Below are 26407 nucleotides of genomic sequence, written 5' to 3'. Positions count from 1 at the left end.
AGCATGCAGGCGATGACGTACTCCCGTTACGGCGGCCCGGAGGTGTTGGAGCAGTCAGAAGTTCCGCGGCCTAAGGTAGCCCCGGGAACGGTGCTGATCCGCGTAAAGGCCGCAAGCGTGAATCCGGTGGACTGGAAGGTGATGTCCGGCGGGCTGGACAGGATGCTGGACGTCCACTTCCCGGTGATCCCCGGCTGGGACGTTGCCGGTGTGGTGGAGCACGTCGGGCCGGACACCCCTGAATTCTCGCCCGGCGATGAGGTGTACGCGTACGGCCGCCGGGACACGGTGGCCGGCGGCACCTATGCGGAGTTCGTGGCCCTGCCGGTCTCTATGGTGACGCGGAAACCGGAGTCGTTGAGCTGGGAACAAGCCGCCGGCCTGCCGCTCACGGGCATGGTGGCGCAGCGGACCTTGGACGCTTTGGCCCCGTCCACCGGCGAAACCTTGCTGATCCACAACGGAGCCGGCGGGGTGGGACGCATCGGCATCCAACTCGCCGTCGAGCGGGGCCTCCGGGTCATAGCCACGGCCTCGGAGAAGCACCACCAGCGGCTGCGGGAACTCGGTGCGGAGCCGCTGGAATACGGCGCCGGTCTGGTGCACCGTGTGCGCGAGCTGGCACCTCAGGGCGTGGACGTGGTGGCGGACTTCGTGGGCGGCGTCTTGCAGGATACCCAGGCCGTGCTGCGCAACGGCGGACGGCACGCGTCCATCGCGGACGCTGCGGTGACAGAACACGGCGGCCGCTTCATCTGGGTGCGTCCGGACGGTTCCGAGCTTGCCCGGCTGAGCGAACTGGCCGACGCCGGCAAGCTCACGGTGGATATTGACCGCACCTTTTCGATGGACCAGGCCGCGGACGCCATCCGGCACAGTCAGCAGGGCCAAGTCTCCGGGAAGATTGTGCTGACGCCGTTCGCGGAGCAGGCCGGATAAGCGGCAGCGTAGGCGGAAGCGGCCAGGAAGCAGAAGGCCGGACCAGAAGGCGGGATCAGCGATGGCGGAGCAGTTCTCAAACGTCGACGATTACATCGCGTCGTTCCCGGAAGACGTGCGGACCATTCTCCAAGAGGTGCGCCGGACCATCCACAACGCCGTCCCTGGAGCCGGCGAACAGATCAGCTACGCCATCCCCGCCATCATGTTCGAGGGGCACTACCTCGTCTACTTCGCCGGCTGGAAGCACCATGTCTCGCTCTACCCGCTGCCGGAAGCCGACGCGGCGCTGAAGCACGATCTGGAACCCTACGTCGCCGCCAAAGGCACTCTAAAGTTTCCGCTGGGCAAACCGATTCCGTATGACCTGATCACGCGGGTGGTCAGGGCTTTGGCCCGCCAGCGAGGCCACGACCTCACCGGTACCTAACCTCATCGGTACCTGACCTCGAAGCGGCCTAACCTCACCGGCGCCTGACCGCGCAGGAGCCTGACGTCACCGGCGCCTCACCGCGCGGGCACCTAGTCCTTCTTGTCCCCCGAGGCCTTCGGCTGCAGCTCGGCCAGCAGTTCCTGGAGCCGCGCGTCGGTCAGGTAGGTCATGCCGGTGAGGACGTCCGTGATGCGACGCCGGTCCGCAGGCTTGAACCGCGTGCTGTCCAGGATGTCGGAGACCCACAGCCCGTCCATCGCCAGCCGGACGATGATCCCTATGATGCCCACCGGCTCGCGCGGATCCAGGTCCTGGCGGTCCAGCCGCTGGTTGAGGTAGATCAGCGATTCGGCGAGGTTCGGTTGCCCGATCGCCGTGGACAGCAGACCGGCCTGGTTGCGGTCGGTGTTGGCCCGTGCGTCGGAGAACGCGGCGATGTAGGCCCGCTCCTCTGCGCCCAGCGGCTCCGGATCGGCGTCGGCCCGCTCGCCCAGTTCGTGCACCAACGCCATGATGATGGATTCGACATCGCGCTCGACCTCGTCGATCGGCGCCCCAGGTTCAAACATGTTGCCCTCTCGTGGTTCCCGGCGGGTTTGCCGCCCCAGCCAGTCTATCCACAGCCGCCTCGCCGCTAACGGCCTCAACTTCCCACCCCGACGGAAGCCTCCGGTCCCGGATCCGAGTCAACTATTACGCCGCCGTAGCCTGTCTTACGTGCCACGCGTCACCTTTTTCCCGCCGCAGCTAGTCTGTACAGGCAACTAATTGACCGGGGCCGAAGGAGCAACATGGCCGCACCCAGCGTCACCCGGCAGCGGGCAGATGCGGCGTGGATCGTCGTCGTCCTTGCGGGCGTCACCGCCGCCATGCACATCTGGAAGCTGCCTACCGCCATTCCCGTCATCCAGCACGAGCTCAGCATGTCCTTGGTGCAGGCGGGCGTCCTGCTGGGGGTGGTGCAGGTGGCCGGCATGGCGGGCGGTCTGGCCGTCTCGCTGCTGGCGGAAATGATAGGCGCGCGGCGCTGCCTCCTGATCGGCCTCTGGCTGCTCATTGCCGGCTCGGTCATCGGCGGCTTCGCCGACTCCGCCGTCGTGCTGATGGCCTGCCGCGCATTGGAAGGCGCCGGGTTCCTGCTGACCACGGTGGTGGCGCCCGGTTTGATCCGCACCAATACCCCGCTCGCGCGCGTGAACATGGCCGTCGGCTTCTGGAGCGCTTACCAGGGCTTTGCCACGTTCACCGGGCTGGTGGCGAGCGCGCTGATTCTGCAGGCCACCAACTGGCATGTGTGGTGGTGGCTGATGGCCGCCTTGACCCTGGTGCCGATCCCGCTGGTGCTGAAGTTCGTGCCGCAGGACCCTCCGCGCGACGGCTCCGGCCTGCCCGCAGCAACCCGCCGGATCGGCCGCACCGTCCGGTCTCCCAAGCCCTGGATCGCCGGCGTGGTGTTCGGCTGCTATACCGTCCAGTGGATGGCCGTGGTCGGCTTCCTGCCCACCATCTACCACCAGAACGGCGTCACCGGCATCTGGGCCGGCATCCTCTCGGCGGTGGTCGGCGGCCTCAACGCCGTGGGCGCCATCGGCACCGCTCCCCTGCTGCAGCGCGGCGTGCCGCCCCGGATGCTACTCATCCCCACCTTCATCCTGATGGGCACGACGACGGTGCTCACTTTCGCTGTCGACTGGGCCACGGTGCCCGGCGGCATGGCCATCCAATTCGCCTGCGTGGCCGTGTTCTCCATGGTGGGCGCGGTGATCCCATCCACGCTCACGCGGATGGCCGTGGATCTGGCCCCGCCGGACGGTTCCACCCCGGCCGCGATGGGCCTGATGCAGCAGATCTTCAACGTCGGCAACTTCACCGGCCCGGCCATTGTGGCCTGGCTGGCCACGGTCACCGGCGGCTGGCAGTCCACCTGGTGGATGACCTGCACGTTCGCCCTGCTCGGGATCGGCCTGAGCCTGTACCTCAGCGAGAAGCGGCTGGGTCTCAACTTCGCGCATCGGTAAGGGCCTGCGGCGTTTTTCGCTCCCACGTATCGGACTAACTTCCCATCTTTGACGGCGGCCAAAGTTCGCTGACTAGGCGAAACGCTAACCGGCGTCATCAAAACGTGGGAGCGAAGGCGCGGGAGGCGAAACGCACCTCGGTCCCGGCCATCGCACCTCGGTCCCGGCCCTCCACCTCGGTCCCGGCCATCCACCTCGGTCCCGGCCATCCACCTCGGTCCCGGCCATCCCGCGAAGCCCACGCGCAACCGTTCACACCGGCAACTGAGCTGATTACTTTGCGCACCCGAGGCGAGTTGAACGCGGCGGTTTCGCGGTGCCGTCGAACTCTTGCCCACGGCCCGGACCAGGAGGAAGGTGGAACACGGCAACCGGCACACACCTTTTCCTAGGAGTGATCAGCGATGACCGATGCGGCCAATTCCCCGGACCAGCCCCTGACCAATCGGCAGGGCCACAAGGTCTACGACAACCAGAACACCCGGACCATCGGCGCCCGCGGCCCGGCCACTCTGGAGAATTACCAGTTCCTGGAGAAGATGAGCCACTTCGACCGCGAGCGCATCCCGGAGCGGGTGGTGCATGCCCGCGGCACCACGGCCTTCGGCTACTTCGAGGCCTACGGCAAATGGGGCGATGAGCCGATCGCCAACTTCACCCGCGCCAAGCTGTTCCAGGCGGGCAAGCGCTCCGACCTCGCCATCCGCTTCTCCACCGTGGCCGGCGGCCGCGATTCCTCCGAGGTGGCCCGTGACCCGCGCGGTTTCGCGGTCAAGATCTACACCGAGGACGGCAACTGGGACCTGGTGGGCAACAATCTGGGCGTCTTTTTCATCCGCGACGCGATCAAGTTTCCCGACTTCATCCACTCCCAGAAACCGGACCCGGTGCACTTCCAGGCCTCCGTGCCGAACCGGGCGATGGACTTCTTCAGCCAGTCGCCCGAGGCCATGCATATGGTGATGCTGGTCTTCAGCCCGCGCGGCGTGCCGGCCGATTACCGGCACATGCAGGGTTTCGGCGTGAACACCTACAAGTGGGTCAACGCCGCCGGAGAGACGGTGCTGGTCAAGTACCACTGGTTGCCGAAACAGGGCGTAAAGTCGCTGACCGCCGAGGACGCCGCGAACGTGCAGGCGCACACCCTGGGCTCGCACACCAAGGACCTCTACGACGCCATCGAGGCCGGCAACTTCCCCGAGTGGGAACTGCAGGTGCAGATGATGTCCGACGACGATCACCCCGAACTCGACTTCGACCCGCTGGACGACACCAAGGTGTGGCCGGAAGAGCAGTTCCCGCCGCGGCCCGTCGGCCGAATGGTACTGGACCGCAACGCCCAGAACTTCTTCGCCGAAAACGAGCAGATCGCCTTCGGTACCGGCGTGCTGGTGGACGGCCTGGACTTCTCCGACGACAAGATGCTGGTGGGCCGCACGTTCTCCTACAGCGATACCCAGCGGCACCGGGTGGGCCCCAACTACCTGCAGCTGCCGGTCAATAGCCCGAAGGCGCCGGTGGCCACCAACCAGCGGGACGGGCAGATGGCCTACCTGGTTGACAGCGCCCCGGGCCAGAACCTGCACGTGAACTACGAACCGAGCATCACCGGCGGCGTGCAGGAGGCGGACAAGGACGAGGGCTACCACCACGAGTTCGGACCGGAGATCCGCGGCCGGCTGACCCGGGAGCGCATCCCCCGGACCAACGACTACCTGCAGGCCGGCCAGCGCTTCTACCTGCAGCAGGACTGGGAGCGCGACGACCTGATCACCAATCTGACGGACGCACTGTCGCAGAGCGACCGGCCGGTCCAGGAGCGCATGCTCTGGCACCTTTACATGGTCGCCGACGAGCTCGGCGAGCGCGTGGGCGACGGCATCGGCATCACGCTGGACGAGGTAAAGGACCTGGGGCCGCTGGCCAGCCAAAACCTCTCCGACGCGGAGCAGGAGTGGATGGCGAACCTGGGCAAGAACGGGCCCCGCGACGTCTCCGGGCTGACCATGACCCACTGCGTGCCCAACGAACGCATGAGGGTGGACCGCTAACTTCGGTACGGGAAGCAGAATAACGACGGCGGGGCTCCCCCGCCGTCGGCGTCGCGCCGTTTCTCCGGCACCGCCAAGGGGCCGCCCATTCCAGCACGCGGGCCGTGCAGTTTCCAGCCCGCTCTGGGACGCGCGGTGCGCTGCAACGGGGCCCTCCCGAGACCCGCTCGCGGCCTGCTGAACAGGCGCCCAGCGGGGCGGCGTGTCTCGCACATCACAGTAGTTGACGCTTCAACTATTTAGCTGCAAACTGAATGCAAATCCATGAACAACATGCACAGGGACCACAGCGGATGGGCAGTTGGAACGCTGGCCGCCGGCCCCGCCTGATACCGACTAAGGAGACACCAATGTCACAACGGGTACTGGTTACCGCCGGAGCAAACGGAATCGGTCTGGCAATTGCCAAGGCCTTTGCTGCAGACGGCGCCCGCGTGCACATCGCGGACATCAACGCCGAGGCCGTCGCGGCCGTCACTGGCGCCTTTGAGAACATCACCGGCACGGTCGGCGACGTCAGCAAGCCCGCCGATGTGGACGCACTCTTCGAAGACATCAAGAAAGAACTGGGCGGCCTGGACGTACTGGTCAACAACGCCGGTATCGCCGGCCCCACCGCCCCGGTGGAGGATTACGACGCAGCGGGCTGGGCCGCCGTCGTCAGTGTCAACCTCTCCGGCACCTTCAACGTGACCCAGCGAGCCGTCCCGCTGCTGAAGCAGTCCGAGGCCGCCTCGATCATCACCATGTCCTCGCTCGCCGGGCGCTTCGGCTACCCGAACCGAGTGGCCTACTCCACCACCAAGTGGGGACTGGTCGGCTTCGCCAAGACGCTGTCCATGGAACTTGGCCCGTTCGGTATCACCTCCAACACCATCCACCCGGGCGCCGTCGACGGCCCGCGCATCATGAGCGTTTTCGAAGGCCGCGCCGCAGCATCTGGCCGCACGGTACAAGAGGAAATCGACAACGCCATGAACAACCAGTCGGTCAAGAAGTTCATCAATCCGGACGACATCGCCGCCCTGGCCATGTTCCTGGCCGGCCCGCACGCGCGGACCATCTCCGGCCAACTGTTCCCGATCGACGGTGACTCCAAGGCAGCCCAGTAATGACCACCGTCGCTACCAGGCAATCCGGCGCGGCTGCGGGCGCGGCCCCGGCCGGAGCCCCGGCACCACAGCCCGCCGCGCTCTGGCGGGGCCGGGTGCTGCTCATCGTTGGCGTGGTGCTGCTGGGAATTTCGCTGCGCCACGCAGTGACAGGAATGTCCCCGCTGCTGCCCGTCATCCGGGAAGAACTGGGCATCGGTGTGGCCGGTGCCAGCTTCCTGGGGATGCTGCCCACGCTCAGCTTTGGCATCGCCGGCTTCATCGCCCCGGTGCTGATCCGCAAGATGGGCGGCGAGGCCACGGCGGTTGCGGCCATGCTGCTCGCCGCGGTCGGGACCGCCGGGCGCGCCTTCACCGACAGTGTGCCGGTGTTCTTCGCGCTCAGCATCGTGGCACTGGTGGGCATGGGCTTCGGCAACGTGGTGGGCGCACCGCTGGTCAAGAAGTACTTCCCTGACCGCCCGGCGCCCATGCTGACCGTTTTCGCCCTGCTGATGCAGGCAGGAGCCACGCTTCCGGCCATGGCCGCGGTCCCGATGGCCGACGCCGCCGGCTGGCGGGTCTCGATCGGCTCTTGGGCGATCCTCGCCGTCGTCGCGGCCCTCCCCTGGCTGATCCAGCTGTTCAAGGTGCTGAAGGACAAGGCTCCGGCCAGCGCCGGCCCGGGCGCTGCGGCAGCCGCCGGCCCTCGGCTGGGCCTGGCCCAGCTGGTCAAGAGCCCGGTGGCCGCGGGAACCGCACTGTTCTACGCCATGGCTTCGCTGAACACGTACGGCATGCTGGCCTGGATGCCGACCATGTTCGCCGACTCCGGCATGGATCTGGGCGCGGCCGCGGCGGCGTTCTCCATCTTCACGTTCATGACGCTGCCGATGGCGTTCATCACCCCGATCCTGGCCAGCAAGCTGAAGAACCCGTTCCCGCTGGCCGCGCTGGTCACGGTGGTCTCGCCGATCGGCTACGTGGGCCTGATCATCGCTCCGGAGGCGGCCCCGGTCTGGGCCCTGATCACTGGCATTGGCGGCGGCGCGTTCCCGCTGGCCATCACGATGTTCAACTTGCGCACCCGGACCGCGTCCGGATCCGCGGCCATCTCCGGCTTCGCCATGGGCGTCGGCTATCTGTTCGGCACGCTCGGTCCGCTGCTGGGCGGCGCGCTGTTCTCCGTCACCGGAGGCTGGACCGTCCCGCTGATCGCCTACGCACTGACCGGCATCCTGATGCTGCTCGGCGCGGCGATGATGACCAAGCGCGGGCGCTATCTCGAGGACAAGTTCGAAGCCGCCGCGCGCGTGTAGACGACGGCTCCAGCCGACGAAGCAGGCCCGGACGGATTGATTCCGTCCGGGCCTGCTTCGCTGACAGCTGCTGTGGTTAGCCAGCGATAACCTGCGGGGAGCCGAGCTGCTTGAGACCTTCGACGCCGAACTCCAGGCCGTAGCCGGACTGCTTGGCCCCGCCGAACGGCACCCGCGGATCGATGGCGCCGTGCTTGTTGATCCAGACCGTGCCGGCCTCGATCCGGGCCGCCACCTCGCGGGCCTTGGCCGGGTCGGAGGACCAGACCGAGGCGCCCAGGCCAACCTTCAGCCCGTTGGCCATCGCCACCGCCTCGTCCACCGTGGAGTACTTGATGATCGGCAGCGCCGGACCGAACTGCTCCTCGGCCACCAGCGGGTTGTCGTTGTCGATATCCGCCACCAGCGTCGCCGGGTAGAAGTAGCCGGCCTGGCCCTCGTCCGGGTCGCCGCCGGTGAGCACGCGGGCGCCGGAATCCTTCGCCGCCTGCACCAGCTTCGCGACGATGTCGTACTGGGCCTTGTTCTGCAGCGGGCCCAACACGTTGTTCTCGTCCAGCCCGACGCCCATCGGCATCTGCGACGCGACCTCGGTGAGCGCGGCGCACACGTCGTCGTAAATGTCCTCGTGCACGTACAGCCGCTTCAGCGCCGCACAGGTCTGGCCGGTGTTGATGAACGCACCCCAGAACAGGTCCTGCGCGGCGGCCTTCGGATCGGCGTCCGGCAGCACGATGCCCGCGTCGTTGCCACCCAGTTCCAGGGTCAGGCGCTTTACCGTGTCCGCGGAGGAACGGATGATCGCCTTGCCGGTGGCGGTGGAACCGGTGAACATGACCTTGTCGATGCCCGTATGCGCGGAGAGCGCCTCGCCCACGTTGCGGCCGCCCGGAACCACGTGCAGCACGTCCGCCGGCAGCACGGTGTTGAGCACCTCGGCCAGCGCCAGCACGGAGAGCGGTGTGTATTCGGAGGGCTTCATCACCACGGTGTTGCCCATCCGCAGCGCCGGAGCCAGCTGCCAGATGCTGATCATCATCGGCCAGTTCCACGGCCCGATGGCGCCTACCACGCCCAGCGGCCGGTAGTGCAGCTCGGCGTGGTTGCCGTCTTCCTCCACCAGCGTTTCCGGTTCCAGTTCAAAGGCGGCGGTGGCTCGCAGCCAGCCCGCGCACGCACCTACCTCAAACCGGGCGTTCGGCCCGTTCAGCGGCTTGCCCTGCTCGCGCGAGAGCAGCTCGGCCAGCGCCTCGGCATTCGCCTCCACCGCGTCGGCGGCCCGGTTCAGGTACGCGCTTCGCTCGGCATGGCCGCGGCCGGCCCACTCCGGCTGCACGCGGCGGGCGGCCTCGACCGCGGCGTCCAGTTCGGCGACACCCGGCTCGGCCACGCGGCCGACCAGCTCACCGGTGGCCGGATCCTTGATCTCCCGCCCGCCCTCGGCCGGCTGGATTGCTGCGAGCAAATCCGCAGCGGTAGCGAACGTACCCTCGACTGTGGTCTCGGTGGTCATGGTTTTTTCCTCCCCGTCTCTGACGACAACTGCCTCCAGCTTGCCGCAGACCCGGCGGGGCTACTTAGACTTTGCGTGCCGAGGACTTGACGCTGAGCGCACAGGTTCCTTCAGCGGCCGCACCGTGGCCCGCCCCTTGCCGGTAAACAAAGGGCTGAAACTTCTAGGGAACACGTTCAACGTTCCGGATAAACAACGTGCTGACCTGCGGTTATGCCGTGGAACCGACTGGCACCTGCACCTAGTCCGCCGGCCCCTGCCCGCGTCCGGCCCTCGCCAAGCCCCGGCATCGGCGGTAGCGTCGGGAGCATGCGAATTGCGGTGGTCGGAGCCAGCGGAAACGTGGGAACAGCGCTTTTGCGGCGCCTGCATGCCGCGCAGGGCGAACGTGCGGATGATCTGGAGATTGTCGGCATTGCCCGGCGCGTGCCGGAGTCCACCCAAGCACCGTACGACGGCGTCACCTGGGTTGCGCTGGACGTGGGCGCAGCCGATGCGCGGCAAAGGCTCGCCGAAGCTTTCAAGGGGTGCGACGCCGTCGTCCATCTCGCTTGGGTGCTGCAGCCGAACCACGACGAAGAGCAGATGCGCCGGGTGAATGTGGACGGCACCGCGAACGTGCTCGCCGCGGCCGTCAACGCCGGTGTGGGGCATGTGGTGTGCGCTTCGTCGGTGGGCGCGTACAGCCCGGGGCCGAAAGACTCCCGCATTAACGAAGACTGGCCGGCCCGCGGCATCGCGACCTCGCACTACAGCCGGTTCAAGGGGCAGCAGGAAGACCTGCTGGACCAGTTTGCCGACGACCATCCGGAGATCAAGGTGGCACGGTTGCGGCCGGGCCTGATCTTCCAGAGCCAGGCAGGCAGCCAGATTGGCCGCTACTTTGTGGGGCCGTGGATTCCGAAGTTCTTTGTCAACCGGCTGCGGGTGCCGCTGTTCCCGTTCCCGGAGGAATTCGTCTTCCAGGCGCTGCACGCGGATGACGTGGCGGACGCTTATTGGCGCGTGCTCGATCAAGGTGCCCGGGGCGCCTTCAACGTGGCCGCAGAGCCGGTCATCACGCCAGGGCTGGTCGCGGGTCTGTTCGGCGCCCGCCGCTGGCTCCCCGTCCCCGTACCGCTGGTCCGGTTGCTGGTGGGGGCGGCATGGTCGGTCCGGCTGCTGGCCAGCGACCCGGGATGGGTGGACATGGCCCGCGCCGCACCGGTGATGGACACTAACCGCGCGCGGACGGAACTCGGATGGAAACCGCGGGTTGATTCGGTCTCGGCGATCCGGGAGGTGCTCAACGGCATGGCCGCCGCGGGAGGCGTTCAGGAATCACCGGCCATGCGCCCGCGGAGCCGTTGGACCCGTGCGGAACCGCGGACCGGCGCGTAGTCTGAGCCCCAGGGCGCCGCGCGGAAACACGGTGTCCGGTCCGCTCCCCAGAACGAAACACTCGAGAAGGAGGACCTGATGGACCACAGCGAGACTCCCAGGCAGGATCAGCCGGACGATCTGGAAGGCGAAGCCCGGCCCGCCGGCGCGGCCGACCACGACGACGTCCATGAAGCGCACATCCCGGTCCACGGCGACGAGAAGTTGGCCGAGGATCTGGCCAAGAAAGCCTACGGCGACAAGGACCACGACGGCGAAGGCGATACGCCCAACGCGCCGTTCCCCTAGACCTCAGGCAACACCTCCATCACCCACCGTATGAAAGGAGCACCCTGTGAAAGGGAAACTCATGTTCGGCGCCGGCCTGGCCCTAGGATTCGTCCTGGGCTCGAAGTCGGGACGGTCGGCTTATGATTCGCTGAAAACCAAGAGCCAAGAGCTATGGCACAACCCAACAGTGCAGGATAAGGTCCACGAAGCAACGGACGCGGTCAAGGACAAGGCTCCGGAAGTCGCCGAGCAACTCACCGAGGCTGCCAAGAAGGCCGGGTCAGCCGCGGCCGCCAAGTTGCCCGGCAAGCACGGGAAGAACGGCAGCGGGGCCTATCCCGGGACCACGACCACCGACACCGTCTCGGACCCGGCCCTCAACGACCAAACGGGACAGGACTGGACGGACGAGGGCGGTGCCATGCCGGGCCGGCCTGCCACCGGCGGCAGCGACGACCTTCGGCCCCCGGGACCCGGAGTCTGACTCCTCGGAACGCAGCTAGCGGGCACGAGCCGGATGCAACGAGCAACTGACGGAAGGACGGGCATGACCGAAAGCAACCAGGACGAAAAGCCACGCGGCCAAGAGGACCCTTCGGAGGATGTACGCATCCCCGAAGACGAGACGCAAACCGACTCCGCGGCGAAGGCTGGGGACACAGACGACATGAGCGCACCGCCCGGGCCGGCTGAAGAGAAAGACCGGAAAACGCCGGACGACCGCGGCCTGACCACGGACACCAGCCCCAGCGACTAAGCAGTTCCCGCAGCGGCCGCAGTCTCGGCGGTGGCAGCTTCGGCGGCGGCCGCAGCTTGTGGCGACCGTGTTGTCGCTGCCGCATTCCCGCGAGGGCGGCCGCGGCTTGTAGTGACCGTGTTGTCGTCGCGCAAGGGCGGGGTATATCTGTGAGGGCAGGGTCCACGGGCCCTGCCCTCACCGATATACCCCGCCCTGAAAGAATTTTTCGCCCGGAAGGCAAGGTCCTCATACCTTTGCGGTGCGGCCCGCGGGCCGCTAACGCTAGATCCGGGCCCGTGGGCCTGTCGGCCTGCAGCCCTGCGGGCCAGCAGCCCTGCGGGCCAGCGGCCTGCGGGTCCACTGGCCCGCTAACGCTGTTCCGGGTCCACTGGTCGCTAACGCTAATATCGGTCCCGTGGGCCACCAACGCCTGTACACCGGCGCGCCCAAGGAGGCGCTTGGGGTCGCCGTAACGCCTCAGTAACGCCGGCGGGACTAGACCGATGCCACCCTCGTTTGCGGAGGCGCCCCTCGTGTCACGAGGTGCTCGGAACTGCGGAGAGAAGCGTGAGCCGTGGCCAAGAACCTTCCCATCATTCTTGACGGCGTGTGTGGCCAGGTCGGCGCAGCAGGCGGCATCGATGTGGATCAAGCGCGGTGTTTGAGTACAAGCTGACACCGCACTTGTCGGTCTCGTTTCAGCGCTACCGTTACCCCGATTACGGTATTGTTTACGCCGCCCCCACTAGCCTGGGAGCCTTGCCGTTCTGCGCCGGTTCCGAGGGCCTGACGGTGCCTTCCCCGGACGGAGAAGCCATCTGGATCGGCCTGCTGACCCGGGTCGCCGCCAGCGAACCCCTACTCGTGGGGATGCTGGCCACCGGAGCCGACGGGCAACACCTGGACGCCATTGGCGGCGGACCCGCCGAAGGGACAACTCCCTTGGCGTGGCTGCGGGTGCCGGAGATGCGGCAGCTGCTGGGCATTTCCCATCCCGCCGACGGCTGGTGGGCGCTGGCCCGCGAGGCACCCTTTGCCGGGGCGCCGTCCTGCGTTTCCTTGACGCTGTTGGCGCGGCCAGAGCGCCCCCGGCATGCCGCCGCGGTGGTCTTGCCCATCCAACTAACCGACTCCACCGCGTTCGAAAGCATCTGCCACACCCGAGTACCGCCGCTGCGGCAAGACTCCGCCTACGGCAGCTGATGCCTAGGCCTTAACCACCGGAAGCTCTGCCCACTCTGTGGTGTAGCGCGGCGAGGAGAATTCGCGTTTCATGGACCACGCCGCCGGCGCCGCCAGCCCGCCTTGGCCTAGCCCGATGGCGGCTTCGCCGAACTTGGACCGGACGGCACCGAGCAAGTCGCCGATGTTCCGCTGGTCCAGGTCGCTGACGAACGGGTCGAAGGCCTCCTGTCCGGTCGCCGGTTCCAGCCCGGACAGCAGCACGCCCGCGCGGACATACTGGGCGCCGGGAATGAGGCAGCCGCGCATGGCGGCCACCGCGGCCTTGGTCAACTGGATCGGATCCTGCGTGGGTGCCGGGAGGTGGACGCTGGCTGCGGGAAACGATGCCTCTCCCCCGGCGAACCTGCTGGTACCGGCCGTCACCGTCAGGACCGAGGCGCGCAGCCCCTCGGCAGCCATCCGGGCCGCACCGCGCTGGGCGTAGACAGCCATGACCTGGTCCATCTCCTCCAGCGTGGTCACCGGCGTGGAGAAGCTGCGTGAAAACATGATCTGCTGCTTGTCGGCCCGTTCCTCGGTATGCGGAATACAGGCCGTGCCATTCAGCTCCAGCACCGTCCGCTGCAGCACCACGGAGAACTTCTTGCGAATCAGTTGTGGATCCGCGGCCTTTAAATCGGCGATCGACTCGATCCCGATGGCGTTCAGCCGTTTCCCGGTCCGCCCGCCCACACCCCAGAGCCCGGTCACGGGAACGCGCGACTGGATCCATTCGATGTCCGGTTCCGGCATCGAGCCCAGCGAGCAGACACCCGCCATCTGTGGATTCCGTTTGGCAATGTGGTTGGCGAACTTGGCCAGCGTCTTGGTCCCGGCTACGCCGACGGAGACCGGAACACCCACCTGCCTGACCACGGCGGCACGGATCCGGGCCGCCGTCTCCTGCAACTGCGCCTCATCCCCGGGCAAGCCCAGGAACGACTCATCGATCGAGTAGACCTCCTGCCAAGCCCCGAACCGGCCCAGCACTTCCATCACCCGGGCGCTGAGGTCGCCGTAGAGCTCGTAATTGCTGGATTTCGCCACCAGCCCCCAGGCCTTGGCGCGGGGCGCCACCTGGAACCACGGCGTGCCGGTCTTCAGCCCCAGCTGTTTGGCTTCCTCGGAGCGCGCCACCACGCAGCCGTCGTTGTTGGACAGCACGACGACGGGGCGTCCCTCGAGCGACGGGTCGAACACCCGCTCGCAGGAGACGTAGAAGTTGTTGACGTCCACCAGCGCGATCCGTTCACGGAGCTGCTGCGATTCGGCGGGTCCGTGGCTAGACATGGTGCAGGCAGCGCGTGGCCACGCCCCAAATGCTCAAGTCACCAAGTTCGCCCACCTCGGTGGGGACACCGCCGTCGTCGGTCTGAAGGCGCACACCGTCGGCGCCCAGGTGCAAGCGCCGCACCACCAGCTCCCCGTCCAGCACCGCGATGACCACCGATCCGTCGCGTGGCTCCAGCGATCGGTCCACGATCAGCTCATCGCCGTCACAGATCCCGGCCGCTGCCATCGAGTTACCGGCCACCCGCATCACGAAGGTACTGGTCCGGTCCCGGATCAGATGCCGGTTCAGGTCGATGCCGCCGTGGAAATAATCCCGTGCCGGGGAGGGAAAACCACGCGCGTCCTCGGGGGTCCCGTCCCCCAGTTCAGGGCCCGCCGACGCGCCGGAGGGCCGCTCCAGACCGAACATGACAAGCCCCCATCTTCGAACAAACCTTCGAAGACAAGGTTAGCACCGGGCAACGTGGTCAGGCTGCCGTTTCAAATGATCATCCGCACCGCCTCTGCACTGAGGCGGATTGGTGAGGGAAACCCGGCGCCCCATCGCTCTGCATCGTCCACAAGTCGTTGCCCACAGGTGTAGAGGGAGTGCCACCATTGGCGCCCTCCAAACTTGAAGTGAGCCACCTTGACTCAAGTTTAAGAATCGTTTGGAATATTCTTGAGCACGAAGCGTTAACATGAGTCGAAGGCACTCAAGTCCACAGGAGGATCATCAATGCCACTGTTCTTCGGACCCGCATCCGGCAACGGATCATTCGACGAGTTCCTGGTCCGCTACCTGCAGGGCCAACGCGCGGCGCAGTCCCGCCGCACGGTCGATCTCACCCGGCTGCTCAGCCGCCGTACTCACGAAGTTCTGGCGCAGGCGGCCGCATTTGCCGCTGGACTCGGCCACACGGAAGTGGATGCGCTGCATATTCTGCGCGTCATGGCCGAACAGGAACCGGCTGCCGGCCAGATCAAGCTCACCGGCACCGGTCCGCAAGACATTGTCAGCGCCGCCGAGCAGCGCCTGCCGGAGAAGGCCGATCTCATCAGCGAGGCGCCGTCCCTGACCCCCTCGGCCCAGCGCGCCCTGCTGGATGCGCACCAGGTGGCCCGCGCCTTTGGCTCCACCTACATTGACCCGGAGCACCTGTTCGCCGCGTTCGTCCTCAACCAGGAAACCGCTGCCGGCCAGATCTTGGCCGACGCCGGGGTCACCCCGCAGGCGCTGCAGCAGGCCAATGCCGCGGAAGCGGCCCAAGCGCAGGCCCAAGCGGTCCAAAGCAACCCGGGCGGCACCGCCACCGGGCAGGCGCCAAACCCCAACTCCGCCACACCCATGCTGGACCAGTTCGGCCTTGACCTGACAGCCCGGGCCCGCGAGAACCAGCTGGACCCGGTGATCGGCCGCGCCGACGAGATATCGCAGACCATCGAGATCCTGGCCCGCCGCACCAAGAACAACCCGGTGCTCATCGGCGAGGCCGGCGTCGGCAAGACCGCCATCGTGGAAGGACTGGCCCAGGCGATCGTGGACGGCGACGTCCCGGAGCAACTGCGCGGCAAGCGCGTGCTGTCGCTGGACCTGCCCGGCATGCTGGCCGGCACCAAATACCGCGGCGACTTCGAGGAGCGGCTGACCAAGACCATGGACGAGATCAGTGCCGCTGGCGGCGACCTGATCGTCTTCATCGACGAGCTGCACTCCGTGGTCGGCGCCGGCGGAGGCGGCGAGGGCGGCATGGATGCGGGCAATATCCTCAAGCCGCGGCTGGCCCGCGGCGAGCTGCACCTGGTCGGCGCCACCACGCTGGGCGAATACCGCAAGGTGGAAAAAGACCCGGCCCTGGAGCGCCGGTTCCAGCCGGTGACGGTGGGCGAACCCTCGATCGAGGATGCCGTGCAGATCCTGGCCGGGCTGAAGGACCGCTACGAGGAGCACCACCAGGTGACCTACACCGACGGAGCCATCCGGGCCGCCGTGGAGATGTCCTCGCGGTACATCACCGATCGTTTCCTGCCGGACAAGGCGATCGACCTGATCGACCAGGCCGGCGCCCGGCTGAGCCTGCGCCGCGGCCCCCGCGTGGACGTGGCGGCACTGCGCGGACAGCTTGCGGAACTGGAGTTGGCCAAGAACGCCGCCGTCGCCGAGGAACGCTACGAGGATGCGTCCACGCTGCGCGATGACATCGAGCAGCTAAAGGCCACGATCGATTCCGCAGCCGAGCCAGCCACCCACACGACGGAGGACAACGACGGCGGGGCGCGCCTCGGCGTCGTGCCCTCCGATGTGGTGGGCGAGGCGGAAATTGCCGAAATCATTGCCCGTGCCACCGGCATTCCGGCTGCCCGCCTGACCCAGGGCGACCGGCAGCGGCTGGCCCGCCTGGAGGAGGACCTGCATGCCCGGGTGATCGGGCAGGACGACGCGGTGACCGCGATCGCCAAGTCCGTGCGGCGCAACCGCACCGGCATGGGCGACGAGGGCCGGCCTGTCGGCAGCTTCCTCTTCCTGGGCCCCACCGGGGTGGGAAAAACCGAACTGGCCAAGGCGCTGGCGGAGTCGCTGTTCGGTGACGAGAACGCCATGGTGCGCTTCGACATGAGCGAATACGGCGAGCGCCACACCGTCTCGCGGCTGGTCGGCGCCCCTCCGGGCTACGTCGGTTACGGCGAAGCCGGCCAGCTGACCGAGCGGGTCCGCCGGCACCCGTACTCGGTGGTGCTGCTGGATGAGGTGGAAAAGGCGCACCCGGACGTTTTCAACCTGCTGCTGCAGGTGCTCGACGACGGACGCCTCACCGATGGTCAGGGCCGCACCGTGGACTTCCGGAACACCGTGGTGATCATGACGTCCAACCTCGGGTCGGAATTCCTGGCCAGCCAGGGCGGAGCGTTGGGCTTCACTTCCAATAACGGCGTGGACGGCTTCGCGTCCGAGCAGGACCTGCGCGCTCGGGTGATGGGCCGGCTGCGCGAGACCATGCTGCCGGAGTTCCTGAACCGGATCGACGAGATTGTGCTGTTCCGCAAGCTGGAGAAGGAGCAGCTGCGCTCCATTGTGCGGCTGCAGCTGCGCCGGTCCGAGGCCCGGCTGGCCGCCCAGGGCATCTCGCTGGCCGTGGACGAGGAAGCGGTGGACTGGATTGCCGAGACCGGCTATGAACCGGAATACGGCGCCCGGCCGCTGCGCCGCGTGATCCAGCGCGAGCTGGACGACAGGATTGCCGACCTGCTCGTGGCCGAAGCGGTGGCGGACGGCGGCCGGATCCACGTGACCGCCGGAGGGGACGGACTCCGGGTGACGGCCGACAGCATGGCCGCGGCCGCCTAGCAGGCCCGCACCGGGTCCGCTTATCCAGAGGGCGGGGCACTCCCTTGGACCAGTTGGTCTATGGAGTGTCCCGCCCTCGGCGTTGTGTACCGGCTATGCCGCCCCTGCGTCGACGCCGTCGGCCGGCTTAGGCAGATGCGCGGCGAGGCCATCGAGGATCAGGTCCAGTCCGAAGTCGAACTCATCGCCAAAATCGTAGCCGGGCTGCAGAACGTGCTGCAGCGCAAACTCGCGCAGGTGCGGATAGTCCCCCGCGCTGAACATTTCCACCATCGGCCCGGCGACTTCCGCCAGGCTCTCCGGCCCGTCGAACGGGAGCGACGCCTCCTGCAGCGCCGAGCCGTAGACGTAGGCGTCCAGCAGGGCGTAGGTGTGCGCCGCCAGGGCAAGCGAAAAGCCGGCCGCGCGGAGCGTCCCGAGGACCGCGTCATGGTGGCGGAGGTTCGCCGGCCCCGGCACGGTCCGGGATTCCATCAGCGCGATCGCCCACGGGTGGCGGCGCAGCACATTCCGGGCGGAGGTCGCCCGCCGCTTCAGCTCTGCCTTCCATTCGCCGCCCGCTGCCGGCAGCTCGATCTCGTTGAAGATGGCATCCACAATGCCATCCAGAATCTCGTCCTTGTTGCGCACGTAGTGGTACAGGGACATCGGCTTGGTTTCCAGGGACCTGGCCAGCGAGCGGATGGTCAGCCCGGCAAGCCCGCCGTCATCGGCGATGGCCATGGCGGACTGGAGTACGCGTTCGCGGCTGAGGGGAACGCGTTCTGCGGAGCGGCCGGAGGATTTTTCATTCATTCTTCCCGCGACTATAGCATTCTCGTACTTTGTACGATATGTTCGTACAAAGTACGAGAGACCCGACGCACAAAAGCTCGAGAAGGAAGCCACCATGGAACCCAAAGAATTCCCCGCGGTAAAAGAGACCCCAGCGGAGCGCAGCGCGGCCCCAGCGGGACGAACGATGCGCGCCATTGTGCAGTACAAGTACGGATTAACCGATGCGCTGCAGTTGGACACCGTCGCAGTGCCGCACATCGCCGACAACCAGGTGCTCATCCGAGTCCGCGCGGCCGGGTTGGATCGCGGGGCATGGCACATGGCCACCGGGCTGCCCTACCCGGTCCGCGCAGTGTCGGGCTGGCGCACTCCCAAGAATCCGATTTTGGGGCTTGACGTTGCGGGAACCGTAGCCGCGGTGGGCGCTGCCGTCACGCGGTTTGCCGTCGGAGATGAGGTCTTCGGCTACGGCAAGGGCTCCTTCGCGGAATACGCGGTGGCCTCGGAGAAAATGCTGGCCCTGAAGCCGGCCGCTTTGACCTTCGAGCAGGCGGCCGCGGTGCCGGTGTCCGGCACGACTGCCCTGCAGGCCCTGCGCGACGCCGGCAAACTTCAGGCCGGCCAGCAGGTGCTGATCACCGGCGCCTCCGGAGGCGTGGGCACCTACGCCGTGCAGATCGCCACCGCCATGGGCGCGACCGTCACTGGCGTGTGCAGTGCCGCCAAGGCGGACCTGGTGCGCGGACTCGGCGCCGAAACCGTCATCGACTACGCCCGCGAGGACTTCGCCGCCGGCGGCCGCCGCTACGACGTGATCATCGACGTGGCCGGCAACCCGTCCTTGAAGCGCCTGCGCCGGGCGCTGGCCCCTGGCGGTACGGCAGTCATAGTTGGCGGCGAGGGCGGCGACCGCTGGACGGGTGGCTTGTTCAGGCCGATTGGCGGCATGCTCCTGTCCCTCTTTAGCCGGCAGCGCTTCGTCATGTTCATGGCACGCGAGAACGCCAAGGAGTTCGAGCGGCTGGGTGAACTGATCGTCTCGGGCAAGGTGGCGCCGAGCATCGACCGGACCTACCCGCTGGAGCAGATGCCGGTGGCAATCGGCCGCCTGGACGCCGGAGAGGTTCGGGGCAAAGCCGTCATCATCGTCTAGACCAGTGGCCGGCTTCCTCGCCGGACCAGCACACAAATGGCATCGGTGTGCCCCGACACACAACGCCAAACAGTGGCGCACACCACGGCCGGGGTCCCAGACTGGGAGCGTCACCCGTTACGGCTGCACCGCGAAGGAGCCACGGCTATGCCCAATAATGCCCAACTGCGACTCAGACCCGTCCTCGAGATCCTGGCTGATGCGTCCGCCAACGGCGCTCGCCCGGATGCCCGCGAGGTCATTAGCGAAGCGCTGCGGCGGGTACCGCCGACCGCCCACGAACAGGAACTGCTGAGCGGCGGAGTGCCGCGCGGCTTCAAGAACCTGACGACGGCGACCGCCCGGCTGGTCAAGGCTGGCTGGATGTCCAAGGGCCGCGGCGGTTGGGCCGTCACCGAAGACGGGCTGCGGGCCATCGCCGCTTTCGCCAGCCCGTCCGAGCTGGCAGAAGCGCTCGACGCAGGAACCCCGCTGCCGGAAGCGCCGGCCCCGGTGCCGGATGCGCAGCATCCCGCTGCGCCGGAAGCGCCGGCGTCGGTTGCGGAAGTGCCCGCCCGGGTAGCGGAAGCAGCCTCCCCGGTGGCGGAGCACGGCCAGCCGGGCGACCAACCGGCGTCCGTAGCCGTAGTCGGCGACTTCGGTGTCCTGCTCGGCGCCGACCGGGACTGGGATCCGGCCGCCAACGCGGTGCAGATGCGCTTCGAGCCCGCTGACGGGCTGTGGCGGTTGGACGGCGAGCTCCCGGCTGGGCGCTACGCCTTCAAGTTCGCGCTGAACGGATCGTGGGAGGAAAACTACGGCGCCTTCGGCCTCCTCGACGGAGCCAACCACGAATTCCAACACGACGGCGGCGCGGTCACCATCGCGTACGACCACAACAGCCGCGATCTGGCCCCGGCGTCCCAGTTGACTCCAGCCTGAGCCTGAACGGTGCCGGCCGGGAAGCGAACTGAATCTTCCCGGCCGGCGCCGTGCTGACGATGGTGGGCCGCACCCGGAGTTGAGGGAAAAGGGCCAGGTGCGGCCCGCCGTCGTACTTTTTCTAGGCGCTGAGCAGCCGCGCGTCTGCGGGAGCCGGCGGGGCCGCCTCAGCGTCCAGGATCGCTTCCGCCTCCTGCAGGCCTATGCCTTTGGAGAGGGCAATCTCCGTCACCAGCGGCTTCTTGGCGTACTGCAGCATGTCCTTCTCGGCGTGGGACATGCTGCCCTTGGCCTGCAGGCGCCGGGACAGATCGCGGACCAGTCCGGCGATGACGAAGATGTCCCCGGTGCGCAAGCGCTCCTGGTTGCCCTTGAAACGCCGGGACCACTGCGGGTCCTCCTCGATGGAGGGCGCACGGAGCACCTCGAACAGGGCCTCCATCTGCGCCTCGTCGAAGACGGTCCGCAGGCCCACTTCTTCGGCGCTCTCGACCGGGACGCCGACGGTCAGGTTCGAGTCCTTGACCTCAAGTATGACGTAGCGGCATTCGGCGTTCTGCCGAGAGTGCCGGGTCCTGATGCCGCGGACAACGGTCGGACCATGGTGGGGGTGGACAAGGGTTTGACCTTCAGCAAACTGCATTCAAGAGTCCTCTGATTCTGCACGAGCGCCACACTCGACATGAGTGGACGGAGTGCCCCAGGGCCCTCACGCCAGACGGTCGTCCCACCAACGGAACCCCGGTGCAAGTGCCCGGAATCGGTACGGTGAGCGCGCGGACCTGATCGTCTCCACACGGATGGAAACGCCCGAAGCCCGCGAGCTTGGCTACCTCCATTATCTCACCCCGCGGGTCTATGTTCCCTGGAATACCGGGCCGCAAGGGGCAGCGAGCACATATCACCGGCGCCATCTGGAGCCGCCGTAGCGGTGCTCCACCAACGGCCAGCCGGAACCCTTGACTCCTTCGTTACCCAACTGTCACGATGTCTCACATGGCGCAGAGCTGCGCATCATGCGCAACTACTTCAGGTCCGGCTGGCGCCAGAACCTCGAAGGAGGAAGCATCCATGTCGGAGATTCTCGATTCGGGCTCCGCCCCGTTCAACGGCACCGATTCACGCGTCAATCCCCACCCGGCGGTCACGCTTTATACTCGGCTGCGCAAGTCCCCGTACTTTTGGAAGTCGCGGGAGCACGGCGTCGCGGCCTACAGCGTCTACAACCACACCTACCATCCGCGCCATTACGGCGATCCGGTCAGCGAGTACTGGTCGTTGCTGAACGACGTCACCCTGTGGGATGTGGGCGTGGAGAGGCAACTGCAGATCAGCGGTCCGCAGGCCTTTGATTTCACCAACATGCTGACCCCGCGCGACCTGACCAAGTGCGAGGTGGGCCAGTGCAAATACGCCTTCATCACCGCGGCCGACGGCGGGATCATCAACGACCCGATTATCCTGCGCGTGGAGGAGAACAAGTTCTGGCTGTCGCTGGCGGACAGCGACGTCCACCTGTGGGCCATGGGCCTGGCGCACGCCGGCGGCTGGGACGTCACGGTGGAAGAAGTGGACGTGGCCCCGGTCCAGGTCCAGGGCCCCAAGGCCAAGGGACTGATGTCCGACCTGTTCGGCCCGCAGATCCTGGACATGCCTTACTACTACATGCAGCACCACAAGCTGAACGGCATGGACGTGGTGGTCAGCCGGACCGGCTACACCGGCGAAATCGGCTACGAGATCTACCTCTACAACGCCACCCAGAACGCCGGCCGCCTCTGGGACACCGTCTGGGAGGCAGGCCAACCGCACGACCTGCGCGTCATCGGCCCCTGCCACATCCGCCGGATCGAGGCCGGTATGCTCGCCTACGGCTGCGACATCACGCTGAAAACCAACCCGCTGGAGGTCGGCTACGACTACAACTGGATGGTGGATCTGGACCAGGAGGCGGACTTCGTCGGCAAGGAAGCCCTGGGCCGCATCCGAGAGAAGGGCATCGACCGGCTGCTGGTGGGCGTGGACATCGACGGCGAACCGCTGGGCAGCTACAACGACGGCTCCATGATCGAACCCTTCCCGGTCTCGGTCGGCGGCGGCGGACACATCGGCGAAGTCACCAGCGCCTGCAACTCCCCTCGGCTGGAACGCAACATCGGCCTGGCCATGGTGCCGTTCGACCTCAGCGAAGAGGGCACGTCGTTGTCCATCCACACGCCGGAGGGAGTCCGCAACGGCACGGTGGTGCAGAAGCCCTTCTTCGATCCCAGCAAGGAGACACCCAAGGACTGAACCGGCACCTCTGCCAAGCCCACGTACGACGGCGGAGCCAACCTGCGCAGGTGGGCTCCGCCGTCGTTGTGATGGGTGCGAGGAATCCTGCCGCTAGGCGCGGGCCGACACCGCGTCCCGTCCGGCCTCGGACGGAACCGCGCCCGGCTCCGGGGCCGCAGCCGGGCCATCCAACTCCTCGATGTCCTGGTCCGAGCGGTCTTTGGCAGCCAGCAGCGACGCCAGGCTCATGCCGGAGAACGCGATCCAGAGGCAGGCCACCAGCCAGAGCGATCCCCCGCCTGCCATCACCAGCGCGGTGGCAATCATCGGAGTGAAACCGGCACCGAGAGTGGAGGCCAGTTGATAGCCGATCGACGTGCCGGAGTATCGCACCGACGTCGGGAACAGTTCACCCACGAAGGCGCCATACGGGCCGGATGTGAAGCCCTGCACCGTGGAGAGGCCCAGGAAGATCGCCAGCATGAACGCCACTGTCGACCCCATCTCCAGCAGCCCCATCACCGGGAAAGCCAGCACCATGGCACCGATATTGCCGGCGATCAGCACCTTCCGGCGCCCCAAGCGGTCGGACAGCTTCGACGCGACGATGATCATCACGATGGTGGCCACCCCGCCCAAGGCCTTCAGGTTCAGCACCTCGGTCTGTGCCAGCACGGCCTGCTGCACGGCGTAAGAGATGGCCCACGCCCCCATCAGCCCCTGGGCCATCTGGCCGGACAGTCCCGACGCGACAGCGATCAGGAGCGACTTCGGGTGCTCGCGGAACAGCTCGGCTGCGGGAACACGCCGTTTCTTCGCCTCGCTCTTGGCGGAGATTTCCTTGAAAACGCGGGATTCCGAAACACGCATCCGAATGAAGATCGCCAAGGCCATCAGGACCGCGGAAAGAATGAACGGCACGCGCCAGCCCCACTCCAGGAACTGGCCATCGGGAAGCATAGTCATGGCCGAGAGCATCAGCGTGCCGATGATCGTTCCGGCCGGGGCCCCCATGTAGGCGAAGGACGCCGCGAAGCCGCGTGATTCCTTCTTGGAGTTCTCAAAAGCCAGCAGCATGGCGCCGCCCCATTCACCGCCGACGGCGATGCCTTGGAACAGGCGGAGCGACACCAACAGGATCGGCGCCCAGACCCCGATCTGGTCGGTAGTGGGAAGCAGGCCGATCAGCGTGGAGGCAATGCCCATCATCAGCACCGTGCTGATCAGGATAGTCTTGCGACCCACCAGGTCGCCGAGGTGCCCGAAGAGGAAGCCGCCGAGCGGCCGGGCAATGTAGCCCATGGCCAGCGTGCCGAAGGAGACGAAGATGGCCAGGTTCGGGTCCATTCCAGCGAAGAACACGTGGTTGAAGACGATGCCGGCGGCCGTGGCGTACAGAATGAAGTCGTAATATTCGACTGCGGTTCCGAGGAAGCTGGAGAACAGGATCCGGCGCATGTCGCGCGGACTGGCGTGATAGGCGCCGGCGGACGCAGCGGTCTGGGAAGTGGTGCTCATGGGGGTGTCCTTGAGTTAGATTATCCGGCGGCGTTGCCAGCGACGGAAACGGACAAAGAGTCTGAGGTGGAAGTCCTGCTGAAACTGATCACATCTAGATCGTCCGGAATGCTCAGCGGACCGCTGTAGGTGCTGCGGGCCTCCGACCAGGCTTCCGGCGGTGAGTACGTGGGAACCAGATGGTGGAGGGCCAGGTGGCGGGCACCGGCGTCGTAGGCGATCTTTCCCGCCTCAGCCGCGGTGGTATGGGCGCGGCGGTGGTGGTCCATGGTCGCCTGGAGCATCTGCGCGTCAGAGTACTGGCGGGCGAGGAGGTCCAGATTGATGGCCTCATGCAGCAGCAGGTCCGTGCCGGTGGCCAGCCGCACCATATTGGCGCAGGGGGCTGTGTCGCCTGAAATCGTCACGGATCCGGCGTCCGTATCGAATCGGAAGGCATACGCAGGGGCCGTCGGGTGGTGTGAAACGAGGATGGCGCTGACCGTGACGTTGGCGTCCCGGAAGATCTCGAACGGCTCCATGTCCGGAGCAACGTTGGTGTCCGGATCGAAGCCGGTGCCGGCCGGCAGCACAATTTCGCGCGGATCAAACTGGTCCAGCGGGCTCTTGGCCAGCGAATCGAAGATCCGGTCGTTGCAGTCAGTGGCGTATGCAGCCAACAGACCTTCCACCAGCCCCGCGACTCCCGGCGTGGGCCGGTGCGGCGCCACCGGAACGGGGACAGAGGTGGCGCGAGGTGAGAGTGGCGGCAGTTTCCCACGGTCCCCCGGTCCCACCACGGGGATGGGCCCGCGGGACGAATTCTTCAACTCGAAGGCCCCAAAGAGCAACAGCGAGGGCAGGTCCACGGTGTGATCCGAGTGCATGTGCGTGATGAAGATGCCGCCCAGATCGGCCATGTCCAGTCCGGCGGCGTTGGCTTGACGCCCGGCTCCCTGGCCGCAGTCCACCATGTACCACGTTCCGTTCACCACCACGGCAGTGGCGATGCCGAAGCGCGGCGTTCCGTGCTGGTCCTTCCACCAGCGAGGACCGCCGGCCGTTCCCAACGTGATGACGTGAGGGCCCGAAAGTTCCATGCGGCCGCTCCTCTCTCCGAAAATCTAACGGTCTTTCATCGAGCATGGTGGCAGTCATCACATTTGTCTAACTACAATAATTGGGGAGACCTACAAGGAGAACTTATGAAGGAAGCCACGCTGCGGCAGTTGGAGTACTTCGCGGCGATCGCGGAGACGCGCTCCGTCACCGAGGCCGCGCAACGCTGCCACGTCTCCCAGGCGGCGGTCAGCCTGGCGCTGGGACAGCTGGAGGAAGCGCTGGGAGCCACCTTGGCCATCCGGCGCCGGGGCAAGGGCGTGGCGCTGACGGCAGAGGGACAGGCCGTGGCCGTCCGGGCCAGGCAAGTGGCCGACCAGATCGATGGGATGTCCGCCGCCGTCAACCAGGTCCACGGCGAACTGTCCGGCCGGCTGGTTGTTGGGGTCTTCCGCACGTTGGCCCTGCACGTCATCCCGCCCCTGATCGATTGGTTCACCAGCCGCCACCCGCAAGTGGAACTCGACTTCATCGAGGGGGCCGGGCCGGAGGTTCAGGAAGCGGTGCTGGAAGGCCGGGCGCAACTCGCCGCTGCCTACGAGGCACAGCTGCTGCCGGACTGCGAGGCCGAGATCCTGCGCCCGACCATGCGGCAGGTGGCACTCAGCCCGGAACATCCGCTGGCCGGAAGGGAGAAGATCAGTTTGGCCGACCTGGCAACGTATCCGGCCATACTGGTCAACGAGGAACCGGCGCTCCAGCGGACCCTGGCCGAGTTCGACCGTGCCGGCGTCACGCCGACGGTGCGGTGGCGGTCGGCCAGCGTGCAGGTGATCCAGAATGTGGTGGGCCGCAACCTCGCCTACTCCCTGTTGATGCAGCCGGCCCGGCACAGTCCGGAGGGCAGGCCGCTGCTGTTCCGGCCTGTGGAGGGACGGATGCACAGCAACTCGGTGGTGGCCGCTCTGCCGGCGGGCGTGGCCCGGAGTGCCTTGGTGACGGAAACCCTCGTGGCCCTGCGGCACCACTGGGCCGCTGAGAGCGGCGGCGGCTCCCCCGGGGATGAGCAGGTCGCCGCTCCTGCCGCGGCGGCCGCCAAGGGCTGAAGACCACAAGCCAACGTCGTTGACG

24 protein-coding genes are annotated in these 26407 nt (G+C 67.0%); 16 read left to right on the top strand and 8 right to left on the bottom strand.

What is annotated here, in order from left to right:
* Positions 1 to 3: 3 nt before the first annotated feature.
* Both AB0N75_RS04400 and AB0N75_RS04395 read left to right on the top strand, forming a co-directional pair.
* Positions 4 to 939: an NADP-dependent oxidoreductase gene (locus AB0N75_RS04400; RefSeq protein ID WP_364645992.1), complete on the top strand. Its 936-nt coding sequence runs from the start codon at positions 4 to 6 to the stop codon at positions 937 to 939.
* A 61-nt stretch (positions 940 to 1000) separates the two neighbouring features.
* Positions 1001 to 1369 (top strand): DUF1801 domain-containing protein, encoded by a 369-nt coding sequence (locus tag AB0N75_RS04395; RefSeq protein ID WP_364645662.1) that lies wholly within the window; start codon positions 1001 to 1003, stop codon positions 1367 to 1369.
* 92 nt (positions 1370 to 1461) lie between these two features.
* Here AB0N75_RS04395 and AB0N75_RS04390 read toward each other — a convergent pair whose 3' ends face one another.
* A complete protein-coding gene (locus AB0N75_RS04390; RefSeq protein ID WP_364645659.1) occupies positions 1462 to 1941 on the bottom strand; it encodes a TetR family transcriptional regulator in 480 nt (159 codons plus the stop codon).
* 222 nt (positions 1942 to 2163) lie between these two features.
* Between AB0N75_RS04390 and AB0N75_RS04385 the strand changes: the two genes are divergently transcribed.
* The 4 genes from AB0N75_RS04385 (at position 2164) to AB0N75_RS04370 (ending at position 7851) form a co-directional block, all read left to right on the top strand.
* Positions 2164 to 3390: an MFS transporter gene (locus AB0N75_RS04385; RefSeq protein WP_364645656.1), complete on the top strand. Its 1227-nt coding sequence runs from the start codon at positions 2164 to 2166 to the stop codon at positions 3388 to 3390.
* Positions 3391 to 3794: 404 nt separating this feature from the next.
* Positions 3795 to 5441 carry a catalase gene (locus tag AB0N75_RS04380; RefSeq protein ID WP_364645653.1) on the top strand — a complete coding sequence of 549 codons (1647 nt, stop codon included), beginning with the start codon at positions 3795 to 3797 and terminating at the stop codon, positions 5439 to 5441.
* A 350-nt stretch (positions 5442 to 5791) separates the two neighbouring features.
* Positions 5792 to 6553 (top strand): SDR family oxidoreductase, encoded by a 762-nt coding sequence (locus tag AB0N75_RS04375; RefSeq protein ID WP_364645650.1) that lies wholly within the window; start codon positions 5792 to 5794, stop codon positions 6551 to 6553.
* Positions 6553 to 7851 (top strand): MFS transporter, encoded by a 1299-nt coding sequence (locus AB0N75_RS04370; protein ID WP_364645647.1) that lies wholly within the window; start codon positions 6553 to 6555, stop codon positions 7849 to 7851. Before AB0N75_RS04375 ends, AB0N75_RS04370 begins: the two co-directional genes overlap by 1 nt.
* A gap of 76 nt (positions 7852 to 7927) precedes the next feature.
* Here the strand turns inward: AB0N75_RS04370 and AB0N75_RS04365 are convergent, their stop codons facing one another.
* Complete coding sequence (locus tag AB0N75_RS04365; protein ID WP_364645644.1) at positions 7928 to 9364, bottom strand: aldehyde dehydrogenase family protein; 1437 nt, start codon at positions 9362 to 9364, stop codon at positions 7928 to 7930.
* A 309-nt stretch (positions 9365 to 9673) separates the two neighbouring features.
* On the opposite strand from AB0N75_RS04365, the gene AB0N75_RS04360 reads away from it, so the two are divergent.
* From AB0N75_RS04360 to AB0N75_RS04340, 5 genes are all read left to right on the top strand, one after another.
* A complete protein-coding gene (locus AB0N75_RS04360) occupies positions 9674 to 10744 on the top strand; it encodes an NAD-dependent epimerase/dehydratase family protein (RefSeq protein ID WP_364645641.1) in 1071 nt (356 codons plus the stop codon).
* 78 nt (positions 10745 to 10822) lie between these two features.
* Positions 10823 to 11032 (top strand): hypothetical protein, encoded by a 210-nt coding sequence (locus AB0N75_RS04355; RefSeq protein WP_364645638.1) that lies wholly within the window; start codon positions 10823 to 10825, stop codon positions 11030 to 11032.
* Between the two features lie 46 nt (positions 11033 to 11078).
* A complete protein-coding gene (locus AB0N75_RS04350; protein WP_364645635.1) occupies positions 11079 to 11498 on the top strand; it encodes a hypothetical protein in 420 nt (139 codons plus the stop codon).
* A gap of 63 nt (positions 11499 to 11561) precedes the next feature.
* Entirely contained in the window at positions 11562 to 11771 is a 210-nt protein-coding gene (locus AB0N75_RS04345; RefSeq protein ID WP_364645632.1) for a hypothetical protein, read from the top strand.
* Between the two features lie 639 nt (positions 11772 to 12410).
* Positions 12411 to 12956: a hypothetical protein gene (locus AB0N75_RS04340; protein WP_364645630.1), complete on the top strand. Its 546-nt coding sequence runs from the start codon at positions 12411 to 12413 to the stop codon at positions 12954 to 12956.
* 3 nt (positions 12957 to 12959) lie between these two features.
* On the opposite strand, the gene AB0N75_RS04335 is transcribed toward AB0N75_RS04340, so the two are convergent.
* Both AB0N75_RS04335 and umuD read right to left on the bottom strand, forming a co-directional pair.
* On the bottom strand, positions 12960 to 14267 hold the full coding sequence (locus AB0N75_RS04335; RefSeq protein WP_364645627.1) for a Y-family DNA polymerase: 1308 nt from the start codon (positions 14265 to 14267) through the stop codon (positions 12960 to 12962).
* Positions 14260 to 14679: a translesion error-prone DNA polymerase V autoproteolytic subunit gene (umuD, locus tag AB0N75_RS04330; protein WP_136787022.1), complete on the bottom strand. Its 420-nt coding sequence runs from the start codon at positions 14677 to 14679 to the stop codon at positions 14260 to 14262. Before umuD ends, AB0N75_RS04335 begins: the two co-directional genes overlap by 8 nt.
* 309 nt (positions 14680 to 14988) lie before the next feature.
* Here umuD and AB0N75_RS04325 point away from each other — a divergent pair, with 309 nt between their 5' ends.
* A complete protein-coding gene (locus tag AB0N75_RS04325) occupies positions 14989 to 17595 on the top strand; it encodes an ATP-dependent Clp protease ATP-binding subunit (protein ID WP_364645623.1) in 2607 nt (868 codons plus the stop codon).
* Positions 17596 to 17688: 93 nt separating this feature from the next.
* Here the strand turns inward: AB0N75_RS04325 and AB0N75_RS04320 are convergent, their stop codons facing one another.
* The gene (locus AB0N75_RS04320) at positions 17689 to 18390 is read right to left on the bottom strand and encodes a TetR/AcrR family transcriptional regulator C-terminal domain-containing protein (protein ID WP_364645620.1); all 702 of its coding nucleotides are present in this window, start codon (positions 18388 to 18390) and stop codon (positions 17689 to 17691) included.
* 94 nt (positions 18391 to 18484) lie between these two features.
* On the opposite strand from AB0N75_RS04320, the gene AB0N75_RS04315 reads away from it, so the two are divergent.
* Together AB0N75_RS04315 and AB0N75_RS04310 are read left to right on the top strand one after the other, a co-directional pair.
* Positions 18485 to 19525, top strand: coding sequence for an NAD(P)-dependent alcohol dehydrogenase (locus AB0N75_RS04315; RefSeq protein ID WP_364645617.1), 1041 nt, complete (start codon positions 18485 to 18487; stop codon positions 19523 to 19525).
* 147 nt (positions 19526 to 19672) lie between these two features.
* Complete coding sequence (locus AB0N75_RS04310; protein ID WP_364645614.1) at positions 19673 to 20446, top strand: glycosidase; 774 nt, start codon at positions 19673 to 19675, stop codon at positions 20444 to 20446.
* Positions 20447 to 20567: 121 nt separating this feature from the next.
* Here AB0N75_RS04310 and AB0N75_RS04305 read toward each other — a convergent pair whose 3' ends face one another.
* Complete coding sequence (locus tag AB0N75_RS04305; RefSeq protein ID WP_364645611.1) at positions 20568 to 21089, bottom strand: CarD family transcriptional regulator; 522 nt, start codon at positions 21087 to 21089, stop codon at positions 20568 to 20570.
* 428 nt (positions 21090 to 21517) lie between these two features.
* On the opposite strand from AB0N75_RS04305, the gene AB0N75_RS04300 reads away from it, so the two are divergent.
* Positions 21518 to 22738 carry a glycine cleavage T C-terminal barrel domain-containing protein gene (locus AB0N75_RS04300; RefSeq protein WP_364645608.1) on the top strand — a complete coding sequence of 407 codons (1221 nt, stop codon included), beginning with the start codon at positions 21518 to 21520 and terminating at the stop codon, positions 22736 to 22738.
* 93 nt (positions 22739 to 22831) lie between these two features.
* On the opposite strand, the gene AB0N75_RS04295 is transcribed toward AB0N75_RS04300, so the two are convergent.
* Positions 22832 to 24238, bottom strand: coding sequence for an MFS transporter (locus AB0N75_RS04295; RefSeq protein ID WP_364645605.1), 1407 nt, complete (start codon positions 24236 to 24238; stop codon positions 22832 to 22834).
* A gap of 20 nt (positions 24239 to 24258) precedes the next feature.
* Complete coding sequence (locus AB0N75_RS04290) at positions 24259 to 25317, bottom strand: MBL fold metallo-hydrolase (RefSeq protein ID WP_364645602.1); 1059 nt, start codon at positions 25315 to 25317, stop codon at positions 24259 to 24261.
* A 105-nt stretch (positions 25318 to 25422) separates the two neighbouring features.
* Between AB0N75_RS04290 and AB0N75_RS04285 the strand changes: the two genes are divergently transcribed.
* The gene (locus AB0N75_RS04285; RefSeq protein WP_364645600.1) at positions 25423 to 26382 is read left to right on the top strand and encodes a LysR family transcriptional regulator; all 960 of its coding nucleotides are present in this window, start codon (positions 25423 to 25425) and stop codon (positions 26380 to 26382) included.
* Positions 26383 to 26407 lie beyond the last annotated feature (25 nt).

The sequence above is a fragment of the Arthrobacter sp. NPDC089319 genome, assembly GCF_040684925.1.
Classification (GTDB): domain Bacteria; phylum Actinomycetota; class Actinomycetes; order Actinomycetales; family Micrococcaceae; genus Crystallibacter.
Note: the sequence above shows the minus strand (reverse complement) of the source record. Positions and strands in the feature narration are given on the sequence as shown.

What these genes read in the sequence shown, in the direction of transcription:
- AB0N75_RS04400 (WP_364645992.1), top strand. Translation starts at nt 4, where the DNA reads ATGCAGGCGATGACGTACTCCCGTTACGGCGGCCCGGAGGTGTTGGAG.
- AB0N75_RS04395 (WP_364645662.1), top strand. Translation starts at nt 1,001, where the DNA reads ATGGCGGAGCAGTTCTCAAACGTCGACGATTACATCGCGTCGTTCCCG.
- AB0N75_RS04390 (WP_364645659.1), bottom strand. Translation starts at nt 1,941, where the DNA reads ATGTTTGAACCTGGGGCGCCGATCGACGAGGTCGAGCGCGATGTCGAA.
- AB0N75_RS04385 (WP_364645656.1), top strand. Translation starts at nt 2,164, where the DNA reads ATGGCCGCACCCAGCGTCACCCGGCAGCGGGCAGATGCGGCGTGGATC.
- AB0N75_RS04380 (WP_364645653.1), top strand. Translation starts at nt 3,795, where the DNA reads ATGACCGATGCGGCCAATTCCCCGGACCAGCCCCTGACCAATCGGCAG.
- AB0N75_RS04375 (WP_364645650.1), top strand. Translation starts at nt 5,792, where the DNA reads ATGTCACAACGGGTACTGGTTACCGCCGGAGCAAACGGAATCGGTCTG.
- AB0N75_RS04370 (WP_364645647.1), top strand. Translation starts at nt 6,553, where the DNA reads ATGACCACCGTCGCTACCAGGCAATCCGGCGCGGCTGCGGGCGCGGCC.
- AB0N75_RS04365 (WP_364645644.1), bottom strand. Translation starts at nt 9,364, where the DNA reads ATGACCACCGAGACCACAGTCGAGGGTACGTTCGCTACCGCTGCGGAT.
- AB0N75_RS04360 (WP_364645641.1), top strand. Translation starts at nt 9,674, where the DNA reads ATGCGAATTGCGGTGGTCGGAGCCAGCGGAAACGTGGGAACAGCGCTT.
- AB0N75_RS04355 (WP_364645638.1), top strand. Translation starts at nt 10,823, where the DNA reads ATGGACCACAGCGAGACTCCCAGGCAGGATCAGCCGGACGATCTGGAA.
- AB0N75_RS04345 (WP_364645632.1), top strand. Translation starts at nt 11,562, where the DNA reads ATGACCGAAAGCAACCAGGACGAAAAGCCACGCGGCCAAGAGGACCCT.
- AB0N75_RS04335 (WP_364645627.1), bottom strand. Translation starts at nt 14,267, where the DNA reads ATGTCTAGCCACGGACCCGCCGAATCGCAGCAGCTCCGTGAACGGATC.
- umuD (WP_136787022.1), bottom strand. Translation starts at nt 14,679, where the DNA reads ATGTTCGGTCTGGAGCGGCCCTCCGGCGCGTCGGCGGGCCCTGAACTG.
- AB0N75_RS04325 (WP_364645623.1), top strand. Translation starts at nt 14,989, where the DNA reads ATGCCACTGTTCTTCGGACCCGCATCCGGCAACGGATCATTCGACGAG.
- AB0N75_RS04320 (WP_364645620.1), bottom strand. Translation starts at nt 18,390, where the DNA reads ATGAATGAAAAATCCTCCGGCCGCTCCGCAGAACGCGTTCCCCTCAGC.
- AB0N75_RS04315 (WP_364645617.1), top strand. Translation starts at nt 18,485, where the DNA reads ATGGAACCCAAAGAATTCCCCGCGGTAAAAGAGACCCCAGCGGAGCGC.
- AB0N75_RS04310 (WP_364645614.1), top strand. Translation starts at nt 19,673, where the DNA reads ATGCCCAATAATGCCCAACTGCGACTCAGACCCGTCCTCGAGATCCTG.
- AB0N75_RS04305 (WP_364645611.1), bottom strand. Translation starts at nt 21,089, where the DNA reads ATGCAGTTTGCTGAAGGTCAAACCCTTGTCCACCCCCACCATGGTCCG.
- AB0N75_RS04300 (WP_364645608.1), top strand. Translation starts at nt 21,518, where the DNA reads ATGTCGGAGATTCTCGATTCGGGCTCCGCCCCGTTCAACGGCACCGAT.
- AB0N75_RS04295 (WP_364645605.1), bottom strand. Translation starts at nt 24,238, where the DNA reads ATGAGCACCACTTCCCAGACCGCTGCGTCCGCCGGCGCCTATCACGCC.
- AB0N75_RS04290 (WP_364645602.1), bottom strand. Translation starts at nt 25,317, where the DNA reads ATGGAACTTTCGGGCCCTCACGTCATCACGTTGGGAACGGCCGGCGGT.
- AB0N75_RS04285 (WP_364645600.1), top strand. Translation starts at nt 25,423, where the DNA reads ATGAAGGAAGCCACGCTGCGGCAGTTGGAGTACTTCGCGGCGATCGCG.